The organism is Nocardiopsis yanglingensis (genome assembly GCF_045809185.1).
Taxonomy (GTDB): Bacteria; Pseudomonadota; Gammaproteobacteria; order Xanthomonadales; family Xanthomonadaceae; genus Stenotrophomonas; species Stenotrophomonas yanglingensis.
Map to the genome: position 1 here is coordinate 579,335 of NZ_JBJNRH010000001.1, position 22,322 is coordinate 601,656.

A 22,322-nucleotide genomic window follows, 5' to 3' on the forward strand; every position below is an offset into this window, starting at 1 on the left:
ACCCCATGAAGTTCAGCTCACAGACGCTGCGCACATTCACCACCCTGCACACCTGGGTCGGCCTGGTCGCCGGCTTCGGCCTGTTCGTGGCCTTCTACGCAGGTGCGCTGACCCTGTTCCACCATGACCTGCCGCTGTGGCAGACCCCGGGCGCGGCCACCGCGCTGCCGGCCGGGCTGGACGACGCGCAGTACCTGCTGGAAGACGTACTGGCGACACACCCGGAAGCCCGCCGCCACGTCGGCATGACCTTCCCCGGCGCCGAACATCCGCAGCCACTTGCGTACTGGCAGGCCGATGATGGCAGCTGGCGCTATGCCTGGCCGGGACAGATCGACGGCAGCCCCACACCGCCACAGACCGGGCTGGCTGAACTGGTCAACGAACTGCACTACAGCCTCGGCCTGCCGGTGGCCGGCATCTACGTGATGGGCATCGTCAGCCTGCTGTATGGCATGGCGCTGCTGAGCGGGCTGGTGATCCACCTGCCGAAGCTGTTCGGTGATCTGTTCGCACTGCGTCCGGGCCGCAACCTGAAACAACTGTGGCAGGACGCGCACAACGTGATCGGCGTGCTCAGCCTGCCCTTCCACCTGATGTTCGCGGTCACTGGCGCCCTGCTCTGCCTGGTGTTCGTGCAGATGGCCCTGCTCAACCCGCTGATCTACGACGGCAAGGCCCTGCAGGCGGTACCGACCGCAATGGACACCGCGCCTGTGCGCGACGCCAGCGGCATCCCGGCACCGCCGGGCAGCCTGCGCGTGCTGCATGCACGCGCGCTTGAAGTGGCCCGCGCACAGGGCGTGGCCAATTTCGAACCGGCCTACCTGAAGCTGGCCAACGCCGGCGATGCCAACGCCACCATCGAGATCACCGGCGAATCCACCGGAACGCTCGGCCCGCTCGGCGCGGTGGCACTGGACGTGGCCACCGGCAACGTCCTGGCCTCGCAGCTGCCCGGCCAGCGCGACGCCAACCACGCCACGCTCAGCGCGGCCTATGCCCTGCACTTCGGCGAGTTCGGCAACGGCGTGGTGGTCTGGCTGTACTTCCTGCTCGGCCTCGGCGGTGCCTTCCTGTTCTACTCCGGCAACCTGTTGTGGATCGAGTCGCGGCGCAAGCGCCGCCAGCCGCAGCAGCCGCGTGCCGGGGTGAACATGGCGCGGGCCACGGTTGGCGTGTGCATCGGCCTGTGCGTGGCGATCTCGGTCGCCTTCGTCACCGCGCTGGTGCTGGAGCGGCTGGCACCGTCGGCAGTCGACCACGGCATCCGCTGGGCCTGCTTCGGCAGCTGGGCGGCCTGTGCGCTGTGGGCCGCGCTGCGACGTCCGGCGCAGGCGGCACGCGAACTGCTGTGGGCGGCGGCGATCAGCACCGCGCTGGTGCCGATCCTGCACGGCGCACTCAATGGCGACTGGCTGTGGCGTGCTGCGGCGCGTGGCCACTGGCCGCTGTTCTGGGTCGATGCCATCGCGCTGGCCATGGCCTTCGGCTTCGCCCGCCTGGCCGTGGCCAGCCAACGCCGCGCCCGCAACGGCGATCCCAACAGCGTCTGGGCCGATTGAGCCGACGCCGGGCATGGCCCGGCGCTATCGAAAGTCCGCCGGGTCCGGGTACCGACTCACTTCGATCAGGTTGCCATCCGGGTCGCGGAAGTACACCGATTCGATCGGTCCCAGCGCTCCGGTGCGTGCAACCGGCCCCTCCTCCACCGAAACGGACTGCGCCTGCAGGTGGGCCAGCACATCGACTGACGCCGTACGCGTGACCAGACACAGATCGGCACTGCCCGGCGTGGGTCGCAACGCATGCGGCTGCAGCGGGGCACTGGCCGGATGCAGATTGATCTTCTGCTGGCCGAACTGCAGCGCGGTACGGCCGGCGCCGAAGCGCACGACCTGCATGCCGAGCACGCGCTGGTAGAAGTCACAGCTGCGGTCGATGTCGGCGACGGTGAGGACCAGATGGTCCAGGCGTTCGAGATGGATCATGCCCGCAGCGTAACGCTGCGGGCATGGACATGCTGTGCGGGGTTGGGTCGCTGGCGTTGCGGCATTGCGCCGGACATTGCCTGATGCAGCTCAATCGCCGATGCGCGCCTTCTGCCAGGGGCCCAGCATGGCGTTGAGCAGGCTGGCCTGTTCGTCGTCGCCGGTCAGCTCCCACATGAACACCCCGGCCAGGCCCTGCTCACGGGCGAACTGCGCACGCAGCCCGATCGAGCGCGGGTCTTCATAGCTGATGAAGATCTTCTGCCCGGCGTTGTACAGCCACGGGCTCTGCGCTTGCGGCTGCCAGTGTTTCGTCCAACCCGGCTGGTCGAGATAACGCGCCTTGATCACCCGCCAATCGCCGGCATCGGCCGGTGCGCTGTAGGCCTGATACAGACCGTCCGGTGCATCGCCGGTGACCTTGAAGCCGCGCCCGTAGAACGGTACGCCCAGCACCAGCTTGTCGGCCGGCACACCGTGCTCGCGGTAGTACTGCACCGCGCCAGCCACGTTGTTCCAGCGCCGCAGTTCCGGTGCCAGCGGATCGGCCGGTACTTCATGCAACGGGGCGTTGAAGGTCGACACCGCCGAGAAGCCGGTGCCCATGTCGTAGCTCATCAGGTTGATGAAATCGAACACCTTGGCCAGCGCCGGCAGGTCATAGCTCGCCGCTGGATCGTAGGGGCCATCGGTCTGCAGGCGACCGGCGGCCAGCGCGGCGGTCAGCAGCATCGGCTGCCCCGCCTTGCGGCCGCGCGCGTCGAGTGCCACGCGGAACGCCTGCGCGAGCTTGGTCAGGTTGGCGCGATCCTGCGGGCGGTGCGCCAGCGCCTTCGGCCCACCGCTGACCGGGAATTCCCAGTCGATATCCACGCCATCGAAGCTGCCGGCATGACGATCGAAGAACAGCGCCATGCACGAGTCCACCAGGTGCTTGCGGCTGGCCTCGGTCAGCGCTGCATCGGAGAAACCACCTGCGCCCCACCCGCCAATTGAGATCAGCGTGCGCAGGTGCGGGTGCGCCTTCTTGAGTTCAGCCAGTGCAGCGAAGTTCTTCGGCGCTTCGGCACCGACCGTGCAGCGGCCGTCCTCGATGGTGGAGAACGCGTAGAACAGGTGGGTGAGGCGCTCGGCGGGAATGCTCGACACCGGGTAGCGCTCGGCCGAACCGCCGGGGTAGTAGGCACCGAAGATCGGCGGCTGCGCGGGCGCCGCATGCGCGGCAATGGGCAAGGCACCGGCAATCAGCACGGCAAGAACGGCCAGGGTCTGGCGGAACATGGGAACTCCCGGTTCGAAGGCGCAGCCACGTTAGCAAACCGATGGGGCTGTGGGACGGTTGTCGCGGCATGTCGTCCTGTGGACAGGCACACCCTGCCGGGTGACGACAACACGGCAGTCATGCAACGACCCTCATGCACGGCAGCAGGACACGCACCGACGCCGGCCCTCATGCATCGGCTAAGGTAGCCGCGGATCTTCAACCGCACATGGACATGAGCACCGACCACGACACACTCGACGACGGCGACCTGCTGGACAACGAAATCCTCGACGAACGCCAGGCACTGGAGGCACGCGCCTACGCCCTCTTCCGCGAGGGCGACCTGCAGCAGGCGGTGACGCTGTTCGGCGAACTGATCGCACTCGCTCCGGAGGTGCCCTACCTGCACTACATGCGCGGCCTGGCGCACAAGTACCTGCGTGACTGGCCGGCCTCGCTGCAGGACAACCTGCGATCGGAACAGCTGCGTGGGGAATTCGATGTCGCCACTGCCTGGAATGCCGGCATCGCCGCCACCGGCATGGCGGACTGGGCCGAAGCACGACGCCAGTGGACCCGCTGTGGCATCACCCTGCCCGAAGGCGAGGGCCCGATCGAGGGCCACTTCGGCGTGGCCTGCGTGCGCCTGGCGCCATGGTCCGACGCCGAGGTGGTGTACATGAGCCGCATTGATCCGGTGCGTGCACGCATCGACAACGTACCGCTGCCCGAAAGCGGCTTCCGCTTCGGCGATATCGTGCTGCATGACGGTGCATCGACCGGCCGCCGTACGTACGGCGAACACGAGGTGCCGGTGTTCAATGCAATGCAGCGCCTGCAGCCATCGGACATGGCAACCTTCACCGTGTTCGTGCAGTGCGATTCGGCCGATGACATTACTGCCCTGGAGGCCATCACCCTGCCCGGCATCGGCATGGTCGAGGACTGGACGGCCACGGTGCGCCGGCTGTGCCGCCGCTGCAGCTACGGCACGCCGCACCAGCATGGTGATGAGGCGCCAGATGAAGACCAATGGAGACGCGAACGTGACCTCGGCGTGGCCGCACAAGGCCGGGCTGCGGTGGAAAAGCTCATGGCGGTGTGGGTCGCTGCAGCCCCCGGCCGGGTGCTGGAGGCCATCGAACAGCGCGAGCATCCTGTGAGCGGCCCGGAGCCAGGCCAGGTCTGGTGGCTGGGGGAGGACGAAGAAGCCTCGTAGCGCCGAGCGTGCTCGACTGCAGCGATGCCTTCGAGAGCATGTCAACCAAGGTTGACACCTACCGGCGCAAAGCGCAGAGCGCTGCCGCACAAGGCCTTCAGAATTCTTCAGGCGGCTTTCCAGCACTTCAGACGCAACGCAGGCTCAATCGGGTTCCCTTTCGATGGAGTCCGACGATGCGTTCGATCCTGTCTGTCCTCACCCTGCTCTGCGCGGTCTGCACCCTGCCCTTCGCGGCCCGCGCCACACCCCTCGATCCGGCCCGTCTGCAGGCCCTGCAGCAGGCCATCGCCAGCGATGAACTGAAACAGATCCGCAGCGTGCTGCTGCAGGTCGATGGCAAGGTGGTCTACGAGGGCTACTTCAACGGCGCCGACGCGCAGACCCTGCACGACGTGCGATCGGCCAGCAAGGGCGTGACCGCGCTGCTGGTCGGTGCCGCCATTGGCGATGGCACCCTGCCCGGCGTGCAGGCCCGGGTATACGACTACTTTCCAACCTTCACCGCCCGGCACGCGGTCGACCCCCGCCTGCGCGCCACCACCGTGCAGGACCTGCTGACCATGAGCAGCCTGTGGGAATGCGATGACGAGAACCCGTTCTCGGCCGGCCACGAGGAACGCATGTACGTGACCGAGAAGTGGCTGGACTTTGCACTGAGCTTGCCGGTGAAGGGTTTCGCGCCGTGGATGCAACAGCCGCAGGACAGCCCGCACGGGCGCGCGTTCGCTTACTGCACCGCCAACCCGTTCGTACTGGGCGCGGTGCTTGAGCAGGCCAGTGGGCAACCGTTGGCCGATTACGCTGCACGGGTGCTGGAGCGGCCGCTGGGCATCATCCACAGCCAGTGGAACCGTTCGCCGGAGGGTATCGGCATGGGCGGCGGCGGCACCCGCTACCGCACCCGTGATCTGGCCCGCTTCGGCCAGCTCGTGCTTGATGGTGGCCGATGGCAGGGCCGCCAGCTGGTCCCCAAGGACTACATCGAAGCGATGGTGCGGGCGCAGGCAACCACTTCCGATGGCAGCGACTACGGCTACCAGTGGTGGGGCCTGAAGCTGGGCGTGAAGGGTTCACCGCGCACGGTGTGGGCGATGTCCGGCAATGGCGGCAACTATGTGTTCGTGGTGCCGGAGCAACGCGTGGTCGTGGTGGTCACCAGCCAGGCGTTCAACCGCAGCTTCGCCCATCCACAGTCGCGACGGATCCTCACCGAGTTCCTGCTGCCGGCGCTGCACTGAGCGCGGCCAGCTCGTCCGGCCGCCAGCTGGCGGCCAGCACCTGCGCACGTTGCCGGGCGATGTCGGCGTCCAGCCGCTGCAGCAGGGCCGGCCAGCCGGGCGCGCTGCGCAGGGAGACGAACAGAGGCGTGGTGCGCAGCCACGCTACGTCGCGGAACCCGTCATCGACCGCCTGCTGCAGTGCAGCCACAGCGTCGCCTGCATGGCCCCGGGCCTGCAACAGCAGCGCCCGTTCCAGCGCCGCATCAGGCCAGCCGTCGTCGGCGCCCGCGTTGGCAGCGAGCTGCTGCAGGCGTTGGTCGATCCACGCGCCGTCTGCCGCCCGCGCGCCGTGCAACATCGCCAGGGCCTGGCCCAGCGACTGCTGTGGCCGCAGCTGGCGACCACGCTCGAACGCGTCGGCGGCACCTGCGGCGTCGCCGGCCAGCAACGCCAGTTCGCCCTGCAGGCGCAGCAGTTGCGGATGCGGCGTGCCACGCGCCAGCGCCTCGTCCAGCGCCTGCCTGGCCTGCTGCGGCGCGCCGGCCAGGTACAGGCTGCGCGGCCAGGCGATGTTGGAAAAGACGTTGTCCGGGAACAGCTGGAAATTGCGCGCGTGGCGAACCGCAGCGGCCTGGGTGAAGCCCAGCAGTTCCAGCTCGCGCGCGACCTGCACATCACGGAAGCGGATGCGCTCGGGGGCCTTCAAGGACAGGTTGGCCTGCAGCGCGATGGCGAGCTGGCCGCGCTCCTGCTGCAGGTAGGCCAGCGATGCGCGACTGCGCTCGTCGCCGGGCTCGAGTTCGATGGCACGGCTGTAGCCGGTGATCGCCTGCCGCATCTCGCCCAGGCAGTCCTGCGCATACCCCCACAGGGCGTGCGCAGCAGCATCACGAGGCGCGCGCTGGCGCTCCTGCTCGGCCAATGCCAGTGCTTCGCGCAACTGCTCGGGCGTGCCGTTGAACAGACAGCCCTGTGCAGCCAGTGCTCGGGACAGGCCACGCCGGGCCGGCACGGATTCCGGATCAGCCTGCAGGGCCTGCCGGTACAGGGTGATGGCCACGCTGTTGTTGTTGGCCTGGCCGATGCCAGCGTAGTAATCGGCGCGCTGCAACAGCGACTGCTCTGCGACCTGCGGCGTCGACCGCGGCAACAGCAACAGTGTGGCGGCCATGCCCAACACCGCGACAGCCACCACACCCCAACCGAGCCTGCGGGCGCGCGATGATCGCGTGGGCGACGCGCTGGCCGGCTGTGGCGGCGCGCACAGCTGGTAGCCGCGACCACGTACCGAGCGGATGTAGCGCGGACGCCGACCGTCATCGCCGAGGGCCTGGCGCAGCAGCTTCACCCGCTGGCTGACCGCATCTTCGCCGACCACCGCAGGGGCCCAGACCCGTGCGGCCAGCGTGTCGAAATCCACAACGTCGGTGCCGTGCGCAACAAGCACATCCAGCAGGGTCCAGCTGAGGCCGCTGACCGGCAATGCCTCACCGTTGCGACTGACGCGCTGCGCCGGGCGATCGATGTCCAGGTCGAGCAGGCGCAGGGTGTCCATGGCCGAAGCATAGCGGCTGGAGCGCACGGGATGACAGGCAAAGAAAAAGCGGGCCGAAGCCCGCTTTCTCATTTCAGCGATTCCAGAAGCGTGTCAACCAAGGGTGACACCTACCGTAATCGACCGGAGGTCGATTACTCGGCGCTGGCGGCGTCGCCTTCTTCCACGGCCTTCATCGACAGGCGGATACGGCCCTGCTTGTCGACTTCCAGCACCTTGACCTTGACCACATCGCCTTCCTTCAGCACGTCGCCGACCTTCTCGACGCGATCGCTGGAGATCTGCGACACGTGGACCAGACCGTCCTTGCCCGGCAGGATCGTGACGAACGCACCGAAGTCCATGATCTTGGCGACCTTGCCTTCGTAGATGCGGCCCGGCTCGACGTCCGAGGTGATCTGCTCGATGCGGGCCTTGGCGGCCTGGGCAGCGATGGCGTTGACCGAAGCGATGACGATGGTGCCGTCGTCCTGGATGTCGATCTGGGTGCCGGTCTCCTTGGTGATGGCCTGGATGGTCGAACCACCCTTGCCGATCACTTCGCGGATCTTGTCCGGGTGGATCTTGATGGTCAGCAGGCGCGGCGCGTAGTCCGACAGCTCTTCACGCGGAGCGGTCAGGCCGTGGGCCATTTCGCCCAGGATGTGCAGACGGCCAGCCTTGGCCTGCTGCAGAGCCTGCTTCATGATCTCTTCGGTGATGCCTTCGATCTTGATGTCCATCTGCAGGGCGGAGATGCCCTCAGCGGTACCGGCCACCTTGAAGTCCATGTCGCCCAGGTGATCTTCGTCACCCAGGATGTCGGACAGGACGACGAAGCGCTCGCCTTCCTTGACCAGGCCCATGGCGATACCGGCCACCGGCGCCTTCACCGGCACGCCGGCGTCCATCAGGGCCAGCGACGAGCCGCAGACCGAGGCCATCGACGAGGAACCATTCGACTCGGTGATTTCCGAGACGACGCGGATGGTGTACGGGAAGGATTCCAGCGACGGCATGACAGCCAGCACACCGCGCTTGGCCAGGCGGCCGTGGCCGATTTCGCGGCGCTTCGGGCCCATCATGCGGCCGCACTCACCCACCGAGAACGGAGGGAAGTTGTAGTGGAACAGGAAGTTTTCCTTGTACTCACCGGCAACGGCATCGATGACCTGGCCATCACGGGCGGTGCCCAGGGTGATGGTCACGATGGCCTGGGTTTCGCCGCGGGTGAACAGCGAGGAACCGTGGGTACGCGGCAGCACGCCGGTCTTCACGGCGATCGGGCGGACGGTGTCCAGCGCACGGCCGTCGATACGGACCTTGGTGTCCAGCACCGAGTCACGCATGGTGCGGTATTCCAGCTCGCCGAATTCCTTCGACAGCTCGGCCGGGTTCCAGCCTTCAGCGGCCACGCGGCCAGCCAGGGTTTCGACCACGTCCTTCTTGATCGCCGAGATGGCGTCACGGCGCTGCAGCTTGTCACGCACCTGGAAGGCTTCGCCCAGGCGCGGGCCGATGGCTTCCTTCAGAGCGGAGATCAGCACGTCGTTCTTGGCCGGGGCTTCCCAGGTCGACGGCTTGGTGCCGGCTTCGACGGTCAGCTCGTTGATCGCGTTGATGACCTTCTGCATTTCGCGGTGACCGAAGGTCACGGCGCCCAGCATCACTTCTTCGGACAGCAGCGCGGCTTCGGATTCGACCATCAGCACGGCGTTGGAGGTACCGGCGACAACCAGTTCCAGCTGCGAGTCAGCCAGTTCGCTGACGGTCGGGTTCAGGATGTACTCGCCGTTCTTGTAACCGACCTTGGCAGCGCCGATCGGGCCCATGAACGGGGTGCCGGCCAGGGACAGGGCCGCCGAGGCGCCGATCAGGGCAGCAATGTCGCCGTCCACGTCCGGGTTCAGCGACATGACCGTGGCGATGATCTGCACTTCGTTCTTGTAGTCTTCCGGGAACAGCGGACGGATCGGACGGTCGATCAGACGCGAGATCAGGGTTTCCTTCTCGGTCGCACGGCCTTCACGCTTGAAGAAACCACCCGGGATACGGCCGCCGGCGTAGAACTTTTCCTGATAATCGACGGTCAGCGGGAAGAAGTCCTGGCCTTCGCGCGCGCTCTTGGCGGCGACGGCGGTGACCAGCAGTACGGTGTCGTCCATCTTGACGATGACGGCACCGCTGGCCTGACGGGCGACTTCGCCGGTCTCGAGCGTGACGGTGTGCTTGCCGTACTGGAAGGTTTTGGTGATTTTTGCCACGGAGGGTGTCCTTGGGGATGCTGTCTGCGAATTTGGACCGTCGGCGACCCTTGCCGCCAGCGGGTGGCCGGATCGTTCCGGCCTGAATCGGGGATTGCGGTGCTACAAAACAAAACCGCGGCGCATCGCTGCGCCGCGGGGGATTCGTTGCTTAGCGACGCAGGCCAAGCTTCTCGATCAGGGCCTTGTAACGCTCGACGTCCTTCTTCTTCAGGTAGTCGAGCAGGCTGCGACGGCGGTTGACCATCTGCAGCAGGCCGCGGCGGCTGTGGTGGTCCTTCTTGTGGGTCTTGAAGTGGCCGGTCAGCAGTTCGATGCGGGCGGTCAGCAGTGCAACCTGGACTTCCGGGGAGCCGGTGTCAGCCGAGCTGCGCTTGTTGTCTTCAATGACCTTCTGGGTGTCGATCGACATTTCTTTTTTCTCTGTGATGCGTGGCCGGCAGGAACGCGCTTCGCGCACCGCCAGGCTCGCCGTGGACTACGAGGATGAAACCTGCGCGAGGCAGGCTGCCGGAAAACGGCCGCGAAATTGTAACGGTCGGGGGCTTCCGGGACAAGGACCGGGGCTGAACCGCCCGGCCCCGGTCAGAGGTTGAAACGACGCTGCGGCGCCAGCAGGCCACTGTCATCGACCTGGCCCAACCCCTGGACAGCATCGTCCGGGCCAAACACGGCCACCAGACCACGGGGCCAGGACAGATCGCGCTGGCGCTGGCCAACGCAGAAGCGGTGGGTCTGGTCGGCATCGAGGTCGACCCGCGGGTATTCAGCCAGGCCGGCCGCCAGCGGCAGCAGCAGTGCGTCCATGCCCGCCTCGTCGCCCGCCTCGACCATCGCCCGCAGTTGATCCAGCGTGACCATGGCAGGCTCGCGGAACGGCTCGACCCACAGCCGGCGCAGCGCGCTGATGTGGGCGCCACAACCCAGGCTTTCGCCGAGGTCGCGGGCCAGGCTGCGGATGTAGGTGCCGGAGCCACAGGTCACGCGCAGCCGCAGCCGTTCCGGCTGCTGCTCCAGTACCTCGATGGCGTGAACCTGCACCTCGCGCTCCGGCGCTTCGATGACGTCACCACGGCGGGCCTTCACATACAGCGGCTCCCCACCCTGCTTCAGCGCCGAATAGATCGGGGCGCGCTGGCGGATGCTGCCGGTCAGCGGCACCAGCGCCGCCTGCAGGGCCTCGGCACTGATCGAAGGCACCGGGCGCTGCAGCAGCACCTGGCCTTCGGAATCGTCGGTGTCGGTGGTCTGGCCCAGCATGATCTCGGCGTCGTACGCCTTGGCCGAGCCGAGCAGCAGACCGGCAATCTTGGTCGCCTCGCCGAAGCACAGCGGCAACAGGCCGGTGGCGAGCGGGTCGAGGCTGCCGGTATGGCCGCCCTTTTCGGCACGGAACAGGCGACGGGCCACCTGCAGGGCGGCGTTGGAGCTCATGCCGGTCGACTTGTCGAGCAGCAGGATGCCATCCAGGCGGCGGAACTGAATTCGGGTCATGACGTTGATGTCGGCGGATGCCGCCGGTAGCGCCGGGCCATGCCCGGCGTGCGCGCAATGCGCGGTTTATTCTTCGTCGCTCTCGCGACGCTTCTCCGCGGCCAGCGTATCGGGCAGGTCGCGCAGGATGTTGTCGATGTGCTCACCACGGTCGACCGAGTCGTCGTAGTGGAAGTGCAGCTCCGGCACGTGGCGCAGCTTCATCGCGCGGGCCAGGTCCATGCGCAGGCGATAGCCCAGTTCCTTCAGGCCGGCCACGGCTTCAGCCGAACGTTCCGGCATCAGCGCAGTGACGAACACCTTGGCATGGGCCATGTCGCGGGTGATTTCCACGTCGGACACGCTCACCGAGGGCAACCCGTGCTCGCGCACGGCGTTGTGCACCAGGGTGCCGAGTTCACGGCGCAGCTGGGCGGAGACACGGTCGGTTCGATGGAAAGTCTTGGGCACGAGGAGCTCTTGGTTCAGTTGTCGCCCGACCAACGGTCGGGCGCTACCTTTGATTCGATTGTCGCCCGACCAACGGTCGGGCGCTACATGTGCGTGGTGGGGCCCGACCGTTGGTCGGGCCACCTTGCAGCATTACAGGGTGCGCGGCACTTCGATACGCTCGAAGCACTCGATCTGGTCACCCGGCTTGACGTCGTTGTAGGCCTTCACCGCGATACCGCATTCGGTACCGTTGCGGACTTCCTCGACGTTCTCCTTGAAGCGACGCAGCGATTCCAGCTCGCCCTCGAAGATCACCACGCTGTCGCGCAGCACGCGGATCGGCTTGTTGCGCTTGACCACGCCCTCGATGACCATCGAGCCGGCCACGGCGCCCAGCTTGGAGCTGCGGAAGACGTCGCGGACCTCGGCGATACCGATGATCTCTTCGCGGATCTCCACGCCCAGCAGACCGGAAGCCACCTGCTTCACCTGATCGATCACGTCATAGATGATCGAGAAGTAACGCAGGTCCACGCCGTTGGATTCAATGATGCGACGGGCCGAAGCATCCGCACGCACGTTGAAGCCGATGACGGTGGCCTTCGAAGCGGCCGCCGAGTTGGCGTCCGATTCGGTGATGCCGCCCACGCCGGAGTGGATCACGTTGATGCGGATGTCTTCGTTGGACAGCGCGACCAGCGCCTGGCTCAGGGCCTGCACCGAACCCTGCACGTCGGCCTTGATGACCAGGTTGAGGACCTGCTGGCCCTCGCCCTTGCCCAGGGTCGCCATGATGTCTTCCATGCGGCTGCCGGCGGTGGCGACCAGGCGCGATTCACGGCGCTTGGTCTCACGCTGCTGGGCAACGTCCTTGGCCAGACGCTCGTCCTCGACCACCACGAAGTCGTCACCGGCTTCCGGCACGCCGGACAGGCCCAGGACCTGCACCGGGATGGACGGGCCGGCGAACTCCGGCTGCTTGCCGGTTTCGTCGAACAGCGCACGCACGCGGCCGTACTGGATGCCGCACACCAGGTAGTCGCCCTTCTTCAGGCGGCCCTGCTGCACCAGCACGGTGGCGACCGGGCCACGGCCCTTGTCCAGCGACGATTCGATCACCACGCCCGCGGCGCGGCCTTCGTCGACCGCCTTCAGTTCCAGCAGTTCGGCCTGGATCGAGATGGCGTCCAGCAGGTCGTCGATGCCCAGGCCGGTCTTGGCCGAGATCTCCACCATCTGGGTGTCACCACCGAAGTCTTCGGCCACGACCTGCTCGGACAGCAGTTCGTTCTTGACCCGCATCGGGTCGGCATCGGACTTGTCGATCTTGTTGATCGCCACGATCAGCGGCACACCCGCCGAACGCGCGTGCTGGATCGCTTCCTTGGTCTGCGGCATGACGCCGTCATCGGCGGCCACGACCAGCACCACGATGTCGGTCAGCTTGGCGCCGCGCGCACGCATCGAGGTGAATGCCGCGTGGCCCGGGGTATCCAGGAAGCTGATCACGCCCTTCGGCGTATCCACGTGGTAGGCACCGATGTGCTGGGTGATGCCGCCGGCTTCACCGGTGGCGACCTTGGTGCGGCGGATGTAATCCAGCAGCGAGGTCTTGCCGTGGTCGACGTGACCCATGATGGTGACCACCGGCGGACGCTGGGTGGCTTCGCCCTGGTTTTCACCGGTCGAGGCCAGCAGTGCGTCTTCGGCGTCGTTGTCGTTGGCACGGATCGCCTTGTGGCCGAGTTCCTCGGTCACCAGCGCGGCAGTGTCATGGTCGATGGACTGGGTGATGGTGGCCATCACGCCCATCTTGAACAGCGCCTTCACCACCTCGCCGCCCTTCAGCGCGAGCTTCTGCGCCAGGTCGGCCACGGTGATGGTGTCGCCGATCGCCACTTCACGCACCACCGGCGCGGTCGGACGCTCGAAGGCGTGCGGACCGGCGTTGTTGCCACCGCGCGACATGTCGCGACGACCACCGCTCTGGTTGCGGCCACCCGGACGACCCCGGGTGTTGCTGTTGTTGCTGTTGCCACGACGCGCACGATCAGCCGCCGACAGATGCATCTGGCCGGCAAAGCGATCACCCGGGCCACGCTCGTTGCGCGGCGCGCTGCGGTTGTTGCGGTCATCGCTGCGCGGCGGCGGCGGTGCACCACGCGGCGCAGCCGGGGCTGCGGCCGGGGCGCGCGGCGGGCGCGGCGCGGTTTCGTCGATCGGAGCACGCTTGGGCTTGCTGGCAGCCAGCGCCTCGGCCGCCTTGGCGGCAGCCGCAGCTTCCTCGGCCGCCTTCTTCTCGGCTTCGGCACGCTCCTTGGCGGCAACCTCTTCCTCACGGGCACGGACGATGGCTTCGTCGCGCAGACGATCCTTCTCGGCCAGTGCCTGCTGTTCGGCGAGGTTGCGCGCGCGCGACTCTTCCAGCTTGCGCAGGATGTCGGCGCGTTCTTCGTCCGGGGTCATGGCGCGAGCACCATCCTTGACGTAGGTACGCTTCTGGCGCACCTCGACATTCACGGTCGTCTTGCTGCGACCGGAACTGACCGTCACTTCCTGCTGTTTCCGCCGGTTGAGCGTGATCTTCTTTGCAGACTGATCAGTTTCTTCCGGGGCCTGCTCGGGCTTGCCGTGCGAACGACGAAGGAAGCCCAGGAGCTTCACCTTCTCGGTGCTGGTCACGACCTGGTCGGGACCGCTGAACTTCATGCCGGCACCGGCCAGCTGTTCCAGCAGTTTTTCGACCGGTGTGTTGACCAGTTCGGCAAGCTTGCGGATGGTGGTTTGCTGCGACATTCGGATCCTATGATCTTGTGGGCGCCCCCCCGCATCTGGAGGTGGCGCGGATTCTACGCCCTGAGCGGCTCAGGGCCCTGTTCATTGCCGGCTCATTCGCCGCGTTCCAGTCGGGCGATCTCTTCGGCACGTGCGGCCAGGATCAGCGCAGCGGCGCGCGCCTGATCCAGCCCTTCGATGCCGAAGTCCATGACCTCGTCGGCGGCCAGATCGGACAGGTCCTCACTGGTGCGCACGCCGTGGCCGGCCAGCGCATATGCGGTGGCTTCGTCCATGCCCTTCAGGGACAGCAGGTCCTGCGCCGGCTGGCCGTCTTCAAGGCCTTCCTCGACTGCCAGGGCCTCATTGAGCAGCGCATCGCGGGCACGAGCGCGCAGCTCTTCGACGATGTCTTCGTCGAAACCTTCCACGGCCAGCAGTTCGCCGACCGGGACATATGCGATTTCCTCGACGGTGCCGAAGCCTTCGCTGACCAGGATGCCGGCGATTTCCTCGTCCACTTCCAGCTTGTCCATGAACAGCTGGCGGGCCGAAGCCTGCTCGGCCTCCGACTTGGCGGTGACCTGGTCCTGGGTCATCACGTTGAGCTGCCAGCCGGTCAGGCGGCTGGCCAGGCGCACGTTCTGGCCGCCCTTGCCAATCGCCTGGGCCAGGCGGTCTTCTGCAACGGCCAGGTCCATCGAGTGCTTGTCTTCATCGACGATGATCGACTGCACTTCGGCCGGCGCCATCGCGTTGATGACGAAGTTGGCCGGGTTGTCGTTCCACAGCACGATGTCCACGCGCTCGCCATTGAGCTCATTGGAAACGGCCTGCACGCGCGAACCGCGCATGCCGATGCAGGCACCGATCGGATCGGTGCGCTGGTCGTGGGCCAGCACGGCGATCTTGGCGCGGTCGCCCGGATCGCGGGCACAGGCCTTGATTTCCACCAGGCCCTGGCCGACTTCCGGCACTTCCAGCTTGAACAGCTCGATCATGAATTCCGGGGCGGCGCGGCTGATGAACAGCTGCGGGCCACGCGGTTCCGAACGGACTTCGGCCAGGTAGCCGCGCACGCGGTCACCGGCGCGCAGCACGTCGCGCGGAATGCCCTTGTCCTTCGGAATGAAGCCTTCGGCGTTGCCACCGAGGTCGACATAGATGTTGCCGCGCTCGGCGCGCTTGACCACACCGGTGATCAGCTCGCCGACGCGATCCTTCCACGCATCCACGACCTGCTGGCGCTCGGCTTCGCGCACGCGCTGGACGATGACCTGCTTGGCAGCCTGGGCGGCAATACGGCCGAAATCCGGGTTTTCGATCTGCTCTTCGATGTAGTCGCCGACGTCCACGCCTTCGGCTTCATCGACGGCATCCATCAGGCGGATCTGGCGATCCGGCGATTCCATGACCACGTCATCGGCCACCACTTCCCAGCGGCGGAAGGTTTCGTAGCTGCCATCCTTGTGGTCGATGACCACGCGGGTCAGCACTTCCTCGTCGGGATAGCGCTTCTTCGCTGCCGAGGCCAGGGCGGCCTCGATGGCATCGAAGATCACTTCACGCGGCACGCCCTTCTCGTTGGCGACCGCGTCGACTACCAGCAACAGTTCCTTGCTCATTGGCTCACTCCGCGCGCGGCTTTTTTGCCGCCGGCTCGTTGGAAGAAGAATTCGTGTTCGGCTTCGGACGCTTCGGTGCCGGACCGGTCGGCTTGCTCGGGGCCAGCCCCAGCGCCACCCAGTCGGGCATGATCCGTGCCTTGTCGATGTTGTCGGCCGACACGACCACTTCAGCCTTGTCGACGATGAAGGTGATGGCACCTGCGGTCTCGTCGATGGCTTCGATGCGGCCCTGCAGGCGGCGACGGTTGTCCTGCGGCAGCTTCAGCGTGACCTTGGCCATTTCGCCGAGGTGACGGCCGAACTGCTCCAGGTTGAACAGCGGGCGATCGACGCCCGGCGAAGACACTTCCAGCGTGTAGTTGCCGCTGATCGGGTCTTCGACGTCCATCTGTGCCGACACTTCGCGGCTGACCCGCTCGCAGTCGTCGACATTGATGATGCGCTCGGGCTGTTCAGCCAGCGGCACGTCGATGTAAAGGCGCAGGGTCGCACCGCCGGGGGCCGGCAGATACTCAACGCCCAGCAGCTCCAGGCCCAGCGACACAACGGTCGGGGCGAGCAGATTCGCGATGTCGGTTGCCTTGTCGCTCACAGCCTGCCTTGATCTCTTGGTTGGGTGCCGGCCTTGGCCGGCATGGAAACATGACGCCCCGGAAACGACAAAGGGCCCGCTGGGCCCCTTTTCCGGAAAGACTCCGGTGACTGGATTCCGGTTGCAACCTGCAGTGTCTGCCGGTTGCGGCCCTCCTTCCGGGTCCGGACTCCCGCTGGGAGGCCGCCTTCAGGGGTATTGCTAGGCCGCTGATGATAGCGACTGCACCGCGCTGGTGCAAGGCTTGGACCCGCCTGAAACCGGCCGCCTCGCTCGCCGCGCCATGCCCGGCGGATCAACCAGAGCCCCAAAGAAAAACGCCCTCGAAGCAGGACTTCGAAGGCGATCTCTTTACTTGGTAGCGGGGGCAGGATTTGAACCTGCGACCTTCGGGTTATGAGCCCGACGAGCTGCCAGACTGCTCCACCCCGCATCAGAAGCGGAATTCTGAGGCATAACTTCAAAACCTGCAAGCTTTTCCTCATTCATCGAACTGGTTGGCGCCGATTCGATGTGTTGGTAGCGGGGGCAGGATTTGAACCTGCGACCTTCGGGTTATGAGCCCGACGAGCTGCCAGACTGCTCCACCCCGCACCGGAAGTGTTTGAACTGCTGCCCTGCTCTTTCGAGGAGGGCTACCGCAACGATGTTCTGGCTGAACCGCTGCAGTGACAACTCAGGCTGCGCATATTACACGAATCACGCAGCTTTGTGTCAACTTTTATGCAAGATGCGCAAATGCCTGCTGGCACCAGACCATGATCGGGTTCCAGGCCAGGCCCAGCGCCAGCAGTGCCAGCGCGTTCACGCCCAGCACCAGGCCCAGCACGCGGTCGTTGCTGCGCGGCATGGCCTCGCCCACCGGCTCATCGAAGTACATGACCTTGATGACGCGCAGGTAGTAGAAGCAGCCGACCACGGCACACAGCACGCCGAGGATGGCCAGCCACAGCAGGCCACCGTTGACGGCCGCGCCCAGCACCGCCAGCTTGGTCCAGAAGCCCAGGAACGGCGGGATGCCGGCCAGCGACGCCATGATGCACAGCACCAGGCCGGCCATCCACGGGTTGCGGGCATTCAGGCCCTTGAAGTCTTCGATGTTCTCGGCTTCGAAACCGGCACGCGACAGCGCGATGATCGCGCCGAAGGCGGCGGTGGACATGATGGCGTAGGCCAGTGCGTAGAACAGCGCGGCGGCATAGCCCTGCGAACCGCCACCGGCAATACCCATCAGCAGGAAGCCGATGTGCGAGACGGTGGAGAACGCCAGCATGCGCTTGAGGTTGCTCTGCGCGATGGCCATCAGGTTGCCGATGACCAGCGAGACCGCGGCCAGGCCGGCAATCAGCAGCTGCAGTTCGGTCGACAGCGGGCCCACGCCCATTTCCAGCAGGCGGTAGGCCATGCCGAACGCGGCCAGCTTCGGCGCCGAGCTGATGAACAGTGCGATCGGTGCCGGGGCACCCTGGTACACGTCCGGCAGCCACATGTGGAACGGCGCGGCACCCAGCTTGAAGGCGACGCCGGCGATCATGAACACCGCACCGGTGATCAGCAGCACGCGCTCTTCCGAGTGCGGGATGGCTTCACGGATCACGTCCAGGTGCAGGCTGCCGGTGGCGCCGTAGATCAGCGACATGCCGTACAGCAGCAGGCCCGAGGCCAGCGAACCCAGCACGATGTACTTCATCGCCGCTTCGGAGGCCAGGCCGTTCTCACGGTTGCTGGCAACCAGCGCGTAGGAGCACAGCGCCAGCAGTTCCAGGCCCAGGTAGACCATCAGCAGGCTGCCGGCCGAGACCAGGATCATCATGCCGGCGGTGCCGAACAGGATCAGCACCGGGATCTCGCCCTGGAACAGGTTGCGGTCACGCAGGTAACGCCAGCCGTAGACCAGGGTCAGGCCGCTGAGCAGCACGATCCCGGTCTTCATCACGTCCGCGGCGGTATCGCGCACGAACATGCCATGGAAGACCTCCCCCTGCCCGCCCACGCCGGTGGCCAGCATGAACAGCACCACGGCCAGCGCAGCGAGCGAGAACAGGTGGGTGACGATCTTGTTCCGGTTGCTGACGAACAGGTCGAGGATCATCAGGGCGAAGGCGCTGCCGATCAGCACCAGCTCGGGAGCGAGCGGTGGCAGGTCAGCAGCGGTCAATGGCAGCAGCGGCGAGGTGGTCATCATCAAATCCTGGAATTACAGCAGCTTGCTGGATGCGATCTGCATCGCCAGCTTCGCGATCGAGGGCTCCATCAGGTCGGTCAGCGGCTTGGGGTAGATGCCCAGGGCCAGCACGCCGATGGCGAACACGCCCAGCACCAGCCATTCGCGACCGTTGATGTCCTTCAGTTCGGCAACGTGGCTGTTGGCCACTTCACCGAAGAAGATGCGCTTGTACAGCCACAGGGTGTAGGCGGCGCCGATGATCAGGGTGGTGGCCGCGCCCAGCGCGATCCACGGATTACGCTGGAAGGCCGCGAGGATGACCATGAACTCGCCGACGAAACCGCTGGTGCCCGGCAGGCCGGCATTGGCCATGAAGAACAGCATGGCGAAGGTCGCGAACCAGGGCATCACGTTGACCACGCCGCCGTAATCGGCGATGCGGCGGCTGTGCATGCGGTCGTACAGCACGCCGACGCTGGAGAACATCGCGCCGGACACGAAGCCGTGCGAGATCATCTGCACCATGGCGCCCTGCAGGCCCAGGCGGGCCGCATCGGCGTTGCCGGCTTCACGCACCAGCCACAGCGCGATGAAGGTGCCCAGGGTGACGAAGCCCATGTGCGCGATCGACGAATAGGCGATCAGCTTCTTCATGTCGTCCTGCACCAGGGCGACCAGGCCGACGTAGATCACGGCGATCAGCGACAGCGCGATCACCAGCCACGCCCATTCCTGCGACGCGTCCGGGACGATCGGCAGGTTGAAGCGCAGGAAGCCGTAGCCACCGATCTTCAGGGCGATGGCGGCCAGGATCACCGAACCGGCGGTCGGCGCTTCCACGTGGGCATCCGGCAGCCAGGTATGCACCGGGAACATCGGCACCTTGACCGCGAAGGCGATCAGGAACGCGAAGAAGATCCAGGTCTGTTCCTTGGCCGACAGCGGCAGCGCGTACAGGTCGGCCAGCTGGAAGCTGCCGCCCTTCATGTACAGGTAGATCAGTGCCACCAGCATCAGCACCGAGCCGAGGAAGGTGTACAGGAAGAACTTCAGCGCGGCGTAGATGCGGCGCGGGCCACCCCAGACACCGATGATCAGGAACATCGGGATCAGCATCGCCTCGAAGAACACGTAGAACAGCATCGCGTCCGTGGCCGAGAAGATACCGACCGTGACGCCTTCCAGGATCAGGAAGGCGGCCACGTACTGGTTGACGCGCTTGTCGATGGCGCTCCAGGCGCCGATCAGGGCAAGCACGCTGACCAGGGTGGTCAGCAGGATCAGCGCCACGGCGATGCCGTCCACGCCCAGGTTGTAGCCGATCTTGTACGCCGGGATCCAGGCATGGGTCTCGACGAACTGCAGACCGTCGATGCCCGCGTTGTAGCCGCTCAGCAGCGAGAGGCTCGCCACGAACGTCAGCACCGCTACGCCCAGGGACGCCCAGCGGGCGGTCTGCGCATCACGGATCGCAAGGATCAGGGCGCCACCGATGATCGGCAGCCAGATGAGGACACTGAGTAGAGGCCAGTTCGACACGTCTTCTTATTCCGTACAGGTCATCAACGCAGGTAATGCATCAGCACGCCCAGAAGGGCAATCAGGCCGATGATCATCGCGAAGGCGTAGTGATAGAGGAAACCGGATTGGGTACGACGCAGCACGCCGGCTGCGACGTCCACAACACGTGCCGAAAGATTGACCACGCCGTCGACGATGTTGCTGTCGATCCAGCGTGCGACCTTGCCCAGCTTGACGCTGCCACCGGCAAAGCCATCGATCCACAGCTTGTCGAAGCCGTACTTGTTTTCCAGCACCGACACCAGCGGAGCGAAGGTCTTGCGAGCCCTGCCCGACAGGTCCGGCTTCCACAGGTAGAACAGCGCAGCCAGCAGGAAGCCCGCCAGGGTCAGCCAGAACGGCGGCAGCATCATGCCGTGCAGCGCAAACGCCACCGGCCCGTGGAACTCTTCGCCCAGGAAGGCAACGGTGTTCTTGGCCGGATCGTAGAAATCGACGATACCGGTGAAGAACGTGTTGACCTGGCCCTTGATGGCGTCGTGTGCATGCTGGCCGGCCCAGTCGGTGCCGTGCAGCATCGGACCGATGCTGAAGAAACCGATGGCGATCGACGGGATGGCCAGCAGGATCAGCGGCAGGGTCACCACCCACGGAGTTTCATGCGGCTCATGCGGACCGTGGCCATGGCCGTGGTCGTCATGGGCATCGCCGTGGTGGGCATCAGCATGGTGGGCGTCAGCGGCGTGGTGATCGTCATGGCCATGGCCGTGATCATCGTGCGCGTCGCGGAAGCGCTCCTTGCCATGGAAGGTCAGGAACAGCAGGCGGAAGCTGTAGAAGCTGGTCACCAGCACGCCACCCAGCACGGCCCAGTAGCCATAGGTGGCCACCCAGCTGTTCTGCATGTGCGCGTGGATCTCGGCGGCCTCGATGATGGTGTCCTTCGAGTAGAAGCCGGAGAAGAACGGCGTACCGACCAGGGCCAGGGTACCGATCCACATGGTGACGAACGTGATCGGCATGTACTTGCGCAGGCCGCCCATCTTGCGCATGTCCTGCTCGTGGTGCATCGCGATGATGACCGAGCCGGCACCCAGGAACAGCAGCGCCTTGAAGAAGGCGTGGGTCATCAGGTGGAACACGGCGGCCGAATAGGCCGACACGCCCAGTGCCACGGTCATGTAGCCCAGCTGCGACAGCGTGGAGTACGCGACGACGCGCTTGATGTCGTTCTGGACAATGCCGATCAGGCCGGTGAAGAACGCGGTGGTGGCACCGATGAACAGGATGAAGTTCAACGCGGTCTGCGACAGCTCGAACAGCGGCGACATGCGGGTGACCATGAAGATACCGGCGGTCACCATCGTCGCGGCGTGGATCAGTGCCGAGATCGGGGTCGGGCCTTCCATCGAGTCCGGCAGCCACACGTGCAGCGGGACCTGGGCCGACTTGCCCATGGCACCGATGAACAGGCAGATGCAGATGACGGTGGCGATCGACCAGATCACCGGCTCGTTCAGCAGCTGCATGCCGAACATGGTGCCGTCCCAGATCTGCAGCTGGGCGCGCGGGTCAGCCAGCATGCCGGCCTGCGAGAACACCTGCGAGTAGTCCAGGGTGCCGAACACCCACAGCACGCCGGCGATGCCGAGCAGGAAGCCGAAGTCGCCGACGCGGTTGACCAGGAACGCCTTCATGTTGGCGAAGATCGCGGTCGGGCGCTTGAACCAGAAGCCGATCAGCAGGTACGACACCAGGCCCACCGCTTCCCAGCCGAAGAACAGCTGCAGGAAGTTGTTGCTCATCACCAGGGTGAGCATCGAGAAGGTGAACAGCGAAATGTAGCTGAAGAACCGCTGGTAGCCCGGATCGTCCTGCATGTAGCCGATCGTGTAGATGTGGACCAGCAGCGACACGAAGGTCACCACCACCATCATCATCGCGGTCAGCTTGTCGACCATGAAGCCGACGTGGGCCGAGTACTGGCCGACTTCGAAGAACGTGTAGATGTTCTGGTTGAACGGCTGTGCGCCGCCCCAGAGCAGCTGGTAGAGCGTGTACATCGACAGGCCGCAGGCAACCGCAACGCCGAGGATGGTGATGGTCTGCGCGCCGAAGCGCTTGACCTGGCGACCGAACAGGCCGGCGATGATGCTGCCGAACAGCGGCGCAAGCACCACTGCGATCAACAGACTCTTGGAGAGAGTGATTTCCATCT

At 65.8% G+C, this 22,322-nt stretch carries 16 protein-coding genes and 2 tRNA genes; 3 read left to right on the top strand and 15 right to left on the bottom strand.

What is annotated here, in order from left to right:
• Positions 1-5: 5 nt before the first annotated feature.
• Positions 6-1,565, top strand: coding sequence for a PepSY-associated TM helix domain-containing protein (locus tag ACJ7C5_RS02765; protein WP_412702992.1), 1,560 nt, complete (start codon positions 6-8; stop codon positions 1,563-1,565).
• A gap of 24 nt (positions 1,566-1,589) precedes the next feature.
• Here ACJ7C5_RS02765 and ACJ7C5_RS02770 read toward each other — a convergent pair whose 3' ends face one another.
• Both ACJ7C5_RS02770 and ACJ7C5_RS02775 read right to left on the bottom strand, forming a co-directional pair.
• Positions 1,590-1,991, bottom strand: a complete 402-nt coding sequence (locus tag ACJ7C5_RS02770; RefSeq protein WP_097048976.1) for a VOC family protein — start codon at positions 1,989-1,991, stop codon at positions 1,590-1,592.
• Between the two features lie 90 nt (positions 1,992-2,081).
• Entirely contained in the window at positions 2,082-3,272 is a 1,191-nt protein-coding gene (locus ACJ7C5_RS02775; RefSeq protein ID WP_412702993.1) for a glycoside hydrolase family 18 protein, read from the bottom strand.
• Between the two features lie 215 nt (positions 3,273-3,487).
• Here ACJ7C5_RS02775 and ACJ7C5_RS02780 point away from each other — a divergent pair, with 215 nt between their 5' ends.
• On the top strand, positions 3,488-4,474 hold the full coding sequence (locus ACJ7C5_RS02780; RefSeq protein ID WP_412702994.1) for a tetratricopeptide repeat protein: 987 nt from the start codon (positions 3,488-3,490) through the stop codon (positions 4,472-4,474).
• A gap of 176 nt (positions 4,475-4,650) precedes the next feature.
• Positions 4,651-5,715, top strand: coding sequence for a serine hydrolase domain-containing protein (locus tag ACJ7C5_RS02785; RefSeq protein WP_412702995.1), 1,065 nt, complete (start codon positions 4,651-4,653; stop codon positions 5,713-5,715).
• On the opposite strand, the gene ACJ7C5_RS02790 is transcribed toward ACJ7C5_RS02785, so the two are convergent.
• From ACJ7C5_RS02790 to nuoL, 13 genes are all read right to left on the bottom strand, one after another.
• Positions 5,684-7,252 carry a winged helix-turn-helix domain-containing protein gene (locus ACJ7C5_RS02790; protein ID WP_412702996.1) on the bottom strand — a complete coding sequence of 523 codons (1,569 nt, stop codon included), beginning with the start codon at positions 7,250-7,252 and terminating at the stop codon, positions 5,684-5,686. The genes ACJ7C5_RS02785 and ACJ7C5_RS02790 overlap by 32 nt on opposite strands.
• A 134-nt stretch (positions 7,253-7,386) precedes the next feature.
• Positions 7,387-9,495, bottom strand: a complete 2,109-nt coding sequence (gene pnp / locus ACJ7C5_RS02795; RefSeq protein ID WP_412702997.1) for a polyribonucleotide nucleotidyltransferase — start codon at positions 9,493-9,495, stop codon at positions 7,387-7,389.
• A 151-nt stretch (positions 9,496-9,646) separates the two neighbouring features.
• Positions 9,647-9,907 (bottom strand): 30S ribosomal protein S15, encoded by a 261-nt coding sequence (rpsO, locus tag ACJ7C5_RS02800; RefSeq protein WP_005410445.1) that lies wholly within the window; start codon positions 9,905-9,907, stop codon positions 9,647-9,649.
• 173 nt (positions 9,908-10,080) lie between these two features.
• On the bottom strand, positions 10,081-10,989 hold the full coding sequence (truB, locus tag ACJ7C5_RS02805) for a tRNA pseudouridine(55) synthase TruB (protein ID WP_412702998.1): 909 nt from the start codon (positions 10,987-10,989) through the stop codon (positions 10,081-10,083).
• 66 nt (positions 10,990-11,055) lie between these two features.
• Positions 11,056-11,439 (bottom strand): 30S ribosome-binding factor RbfA, encoded by a 384-nt coding sequence (gene rbfA / locus ACJ7C5_RS02810; protein WP_005410447.1) that lies wholly within the window; start codon positions 11,437-11,439, stop codon positions 11,056-11,058.
• A gap of 132 nt (positions 11,440-11,571) precedes the next feature.
• Entirely contained in the window at positions 11,572-14,217 is a 2,646-nt protein-coding gene (infB, locus tag ACJ7C5_RS02815; protein ID WP_093999839.1) for a translation initiation factor IF-2, read from the bottom strand.
• A 92-nt stretch (positions 14,218-14,309) separates the two neighbouring features.
• Positions 14,310-15,821: a transcription termination factor NusA gene (nusA, locus tag ACJ7C5_RS02820; protein ID WP_005410449.1), complete on the bottom strand. Its 1,512-nt coding sequence runs from the start codon at positions 15,819-15,821 to the stop codon at positions 14,310-14,312.
• Positions 15,822-15,825: 4 nt separating this feature from the next.
• Entirely contained in the window at positions 15,826-16,416 is a 591-nt protein-coding gene (rimP, locus tag ACJ7C5_RS02825; protein ID WP_032128649.1) for a ribosome maturation factor RimP, read from the bottom strand.
• Positions 16,417-16,772: 356 nt separating this feature from the next.
• Positions 16,773-16,849, bottom strand: a tRNA-Met gene (locus ACJ7C5_RS02830).
• Positions 16,850-16,933: 84 nt separating this feature from the next.
• Positions 16,934-17,010: transfer RNA gene (locus tag ACJ7C5_RS02835), tRNA-Met, on the bottom strand.
• A gap of 127 nt (positions 17,011-17,137) precedes the next feature.
• Complete coding sequence (gene nuoN / locus ACJ7C5_RS02840; RefSeq protein WP_032128648.1) at positions 17,138-18,598, bottom strand: NADH-quinone oxidoreductase subunit NuoN; 1,461 nt, start codon at positions 18,596-18,598, stop codon at positions 17,138-17,140.
• Positions 18,599-18,613: 15 nt separating this feature from the next.
• Entirely contained in the window at positions 18,614-20,122 is a 1,509-nt protein-coding gene (locus tag ACJ7C5_RS02845) for an NADH-quinone oxidoreductase subunit M (protein ID WP_032128647.1), read from the bottom strand.
• A 23-nt stretch (positions 20,123-20,145) separates the two neighbouring features.
• The gene (gene nuoL, locus ACJ7C5_RS02850; RefSeq protein ID WP_093999838.1) at positions 20,146-22,320 is read right to left on the bottom strand and encodes an NADH-quinone oxidoreductase subunit L; all 2,175 of its coding nucleotides are present in this window, start codon (positions 22,318-22,320) and stop codon (positions 20,146-20,148) included.
• Positions 22,321-22,322: the final 2 nt, after the last annotated feature.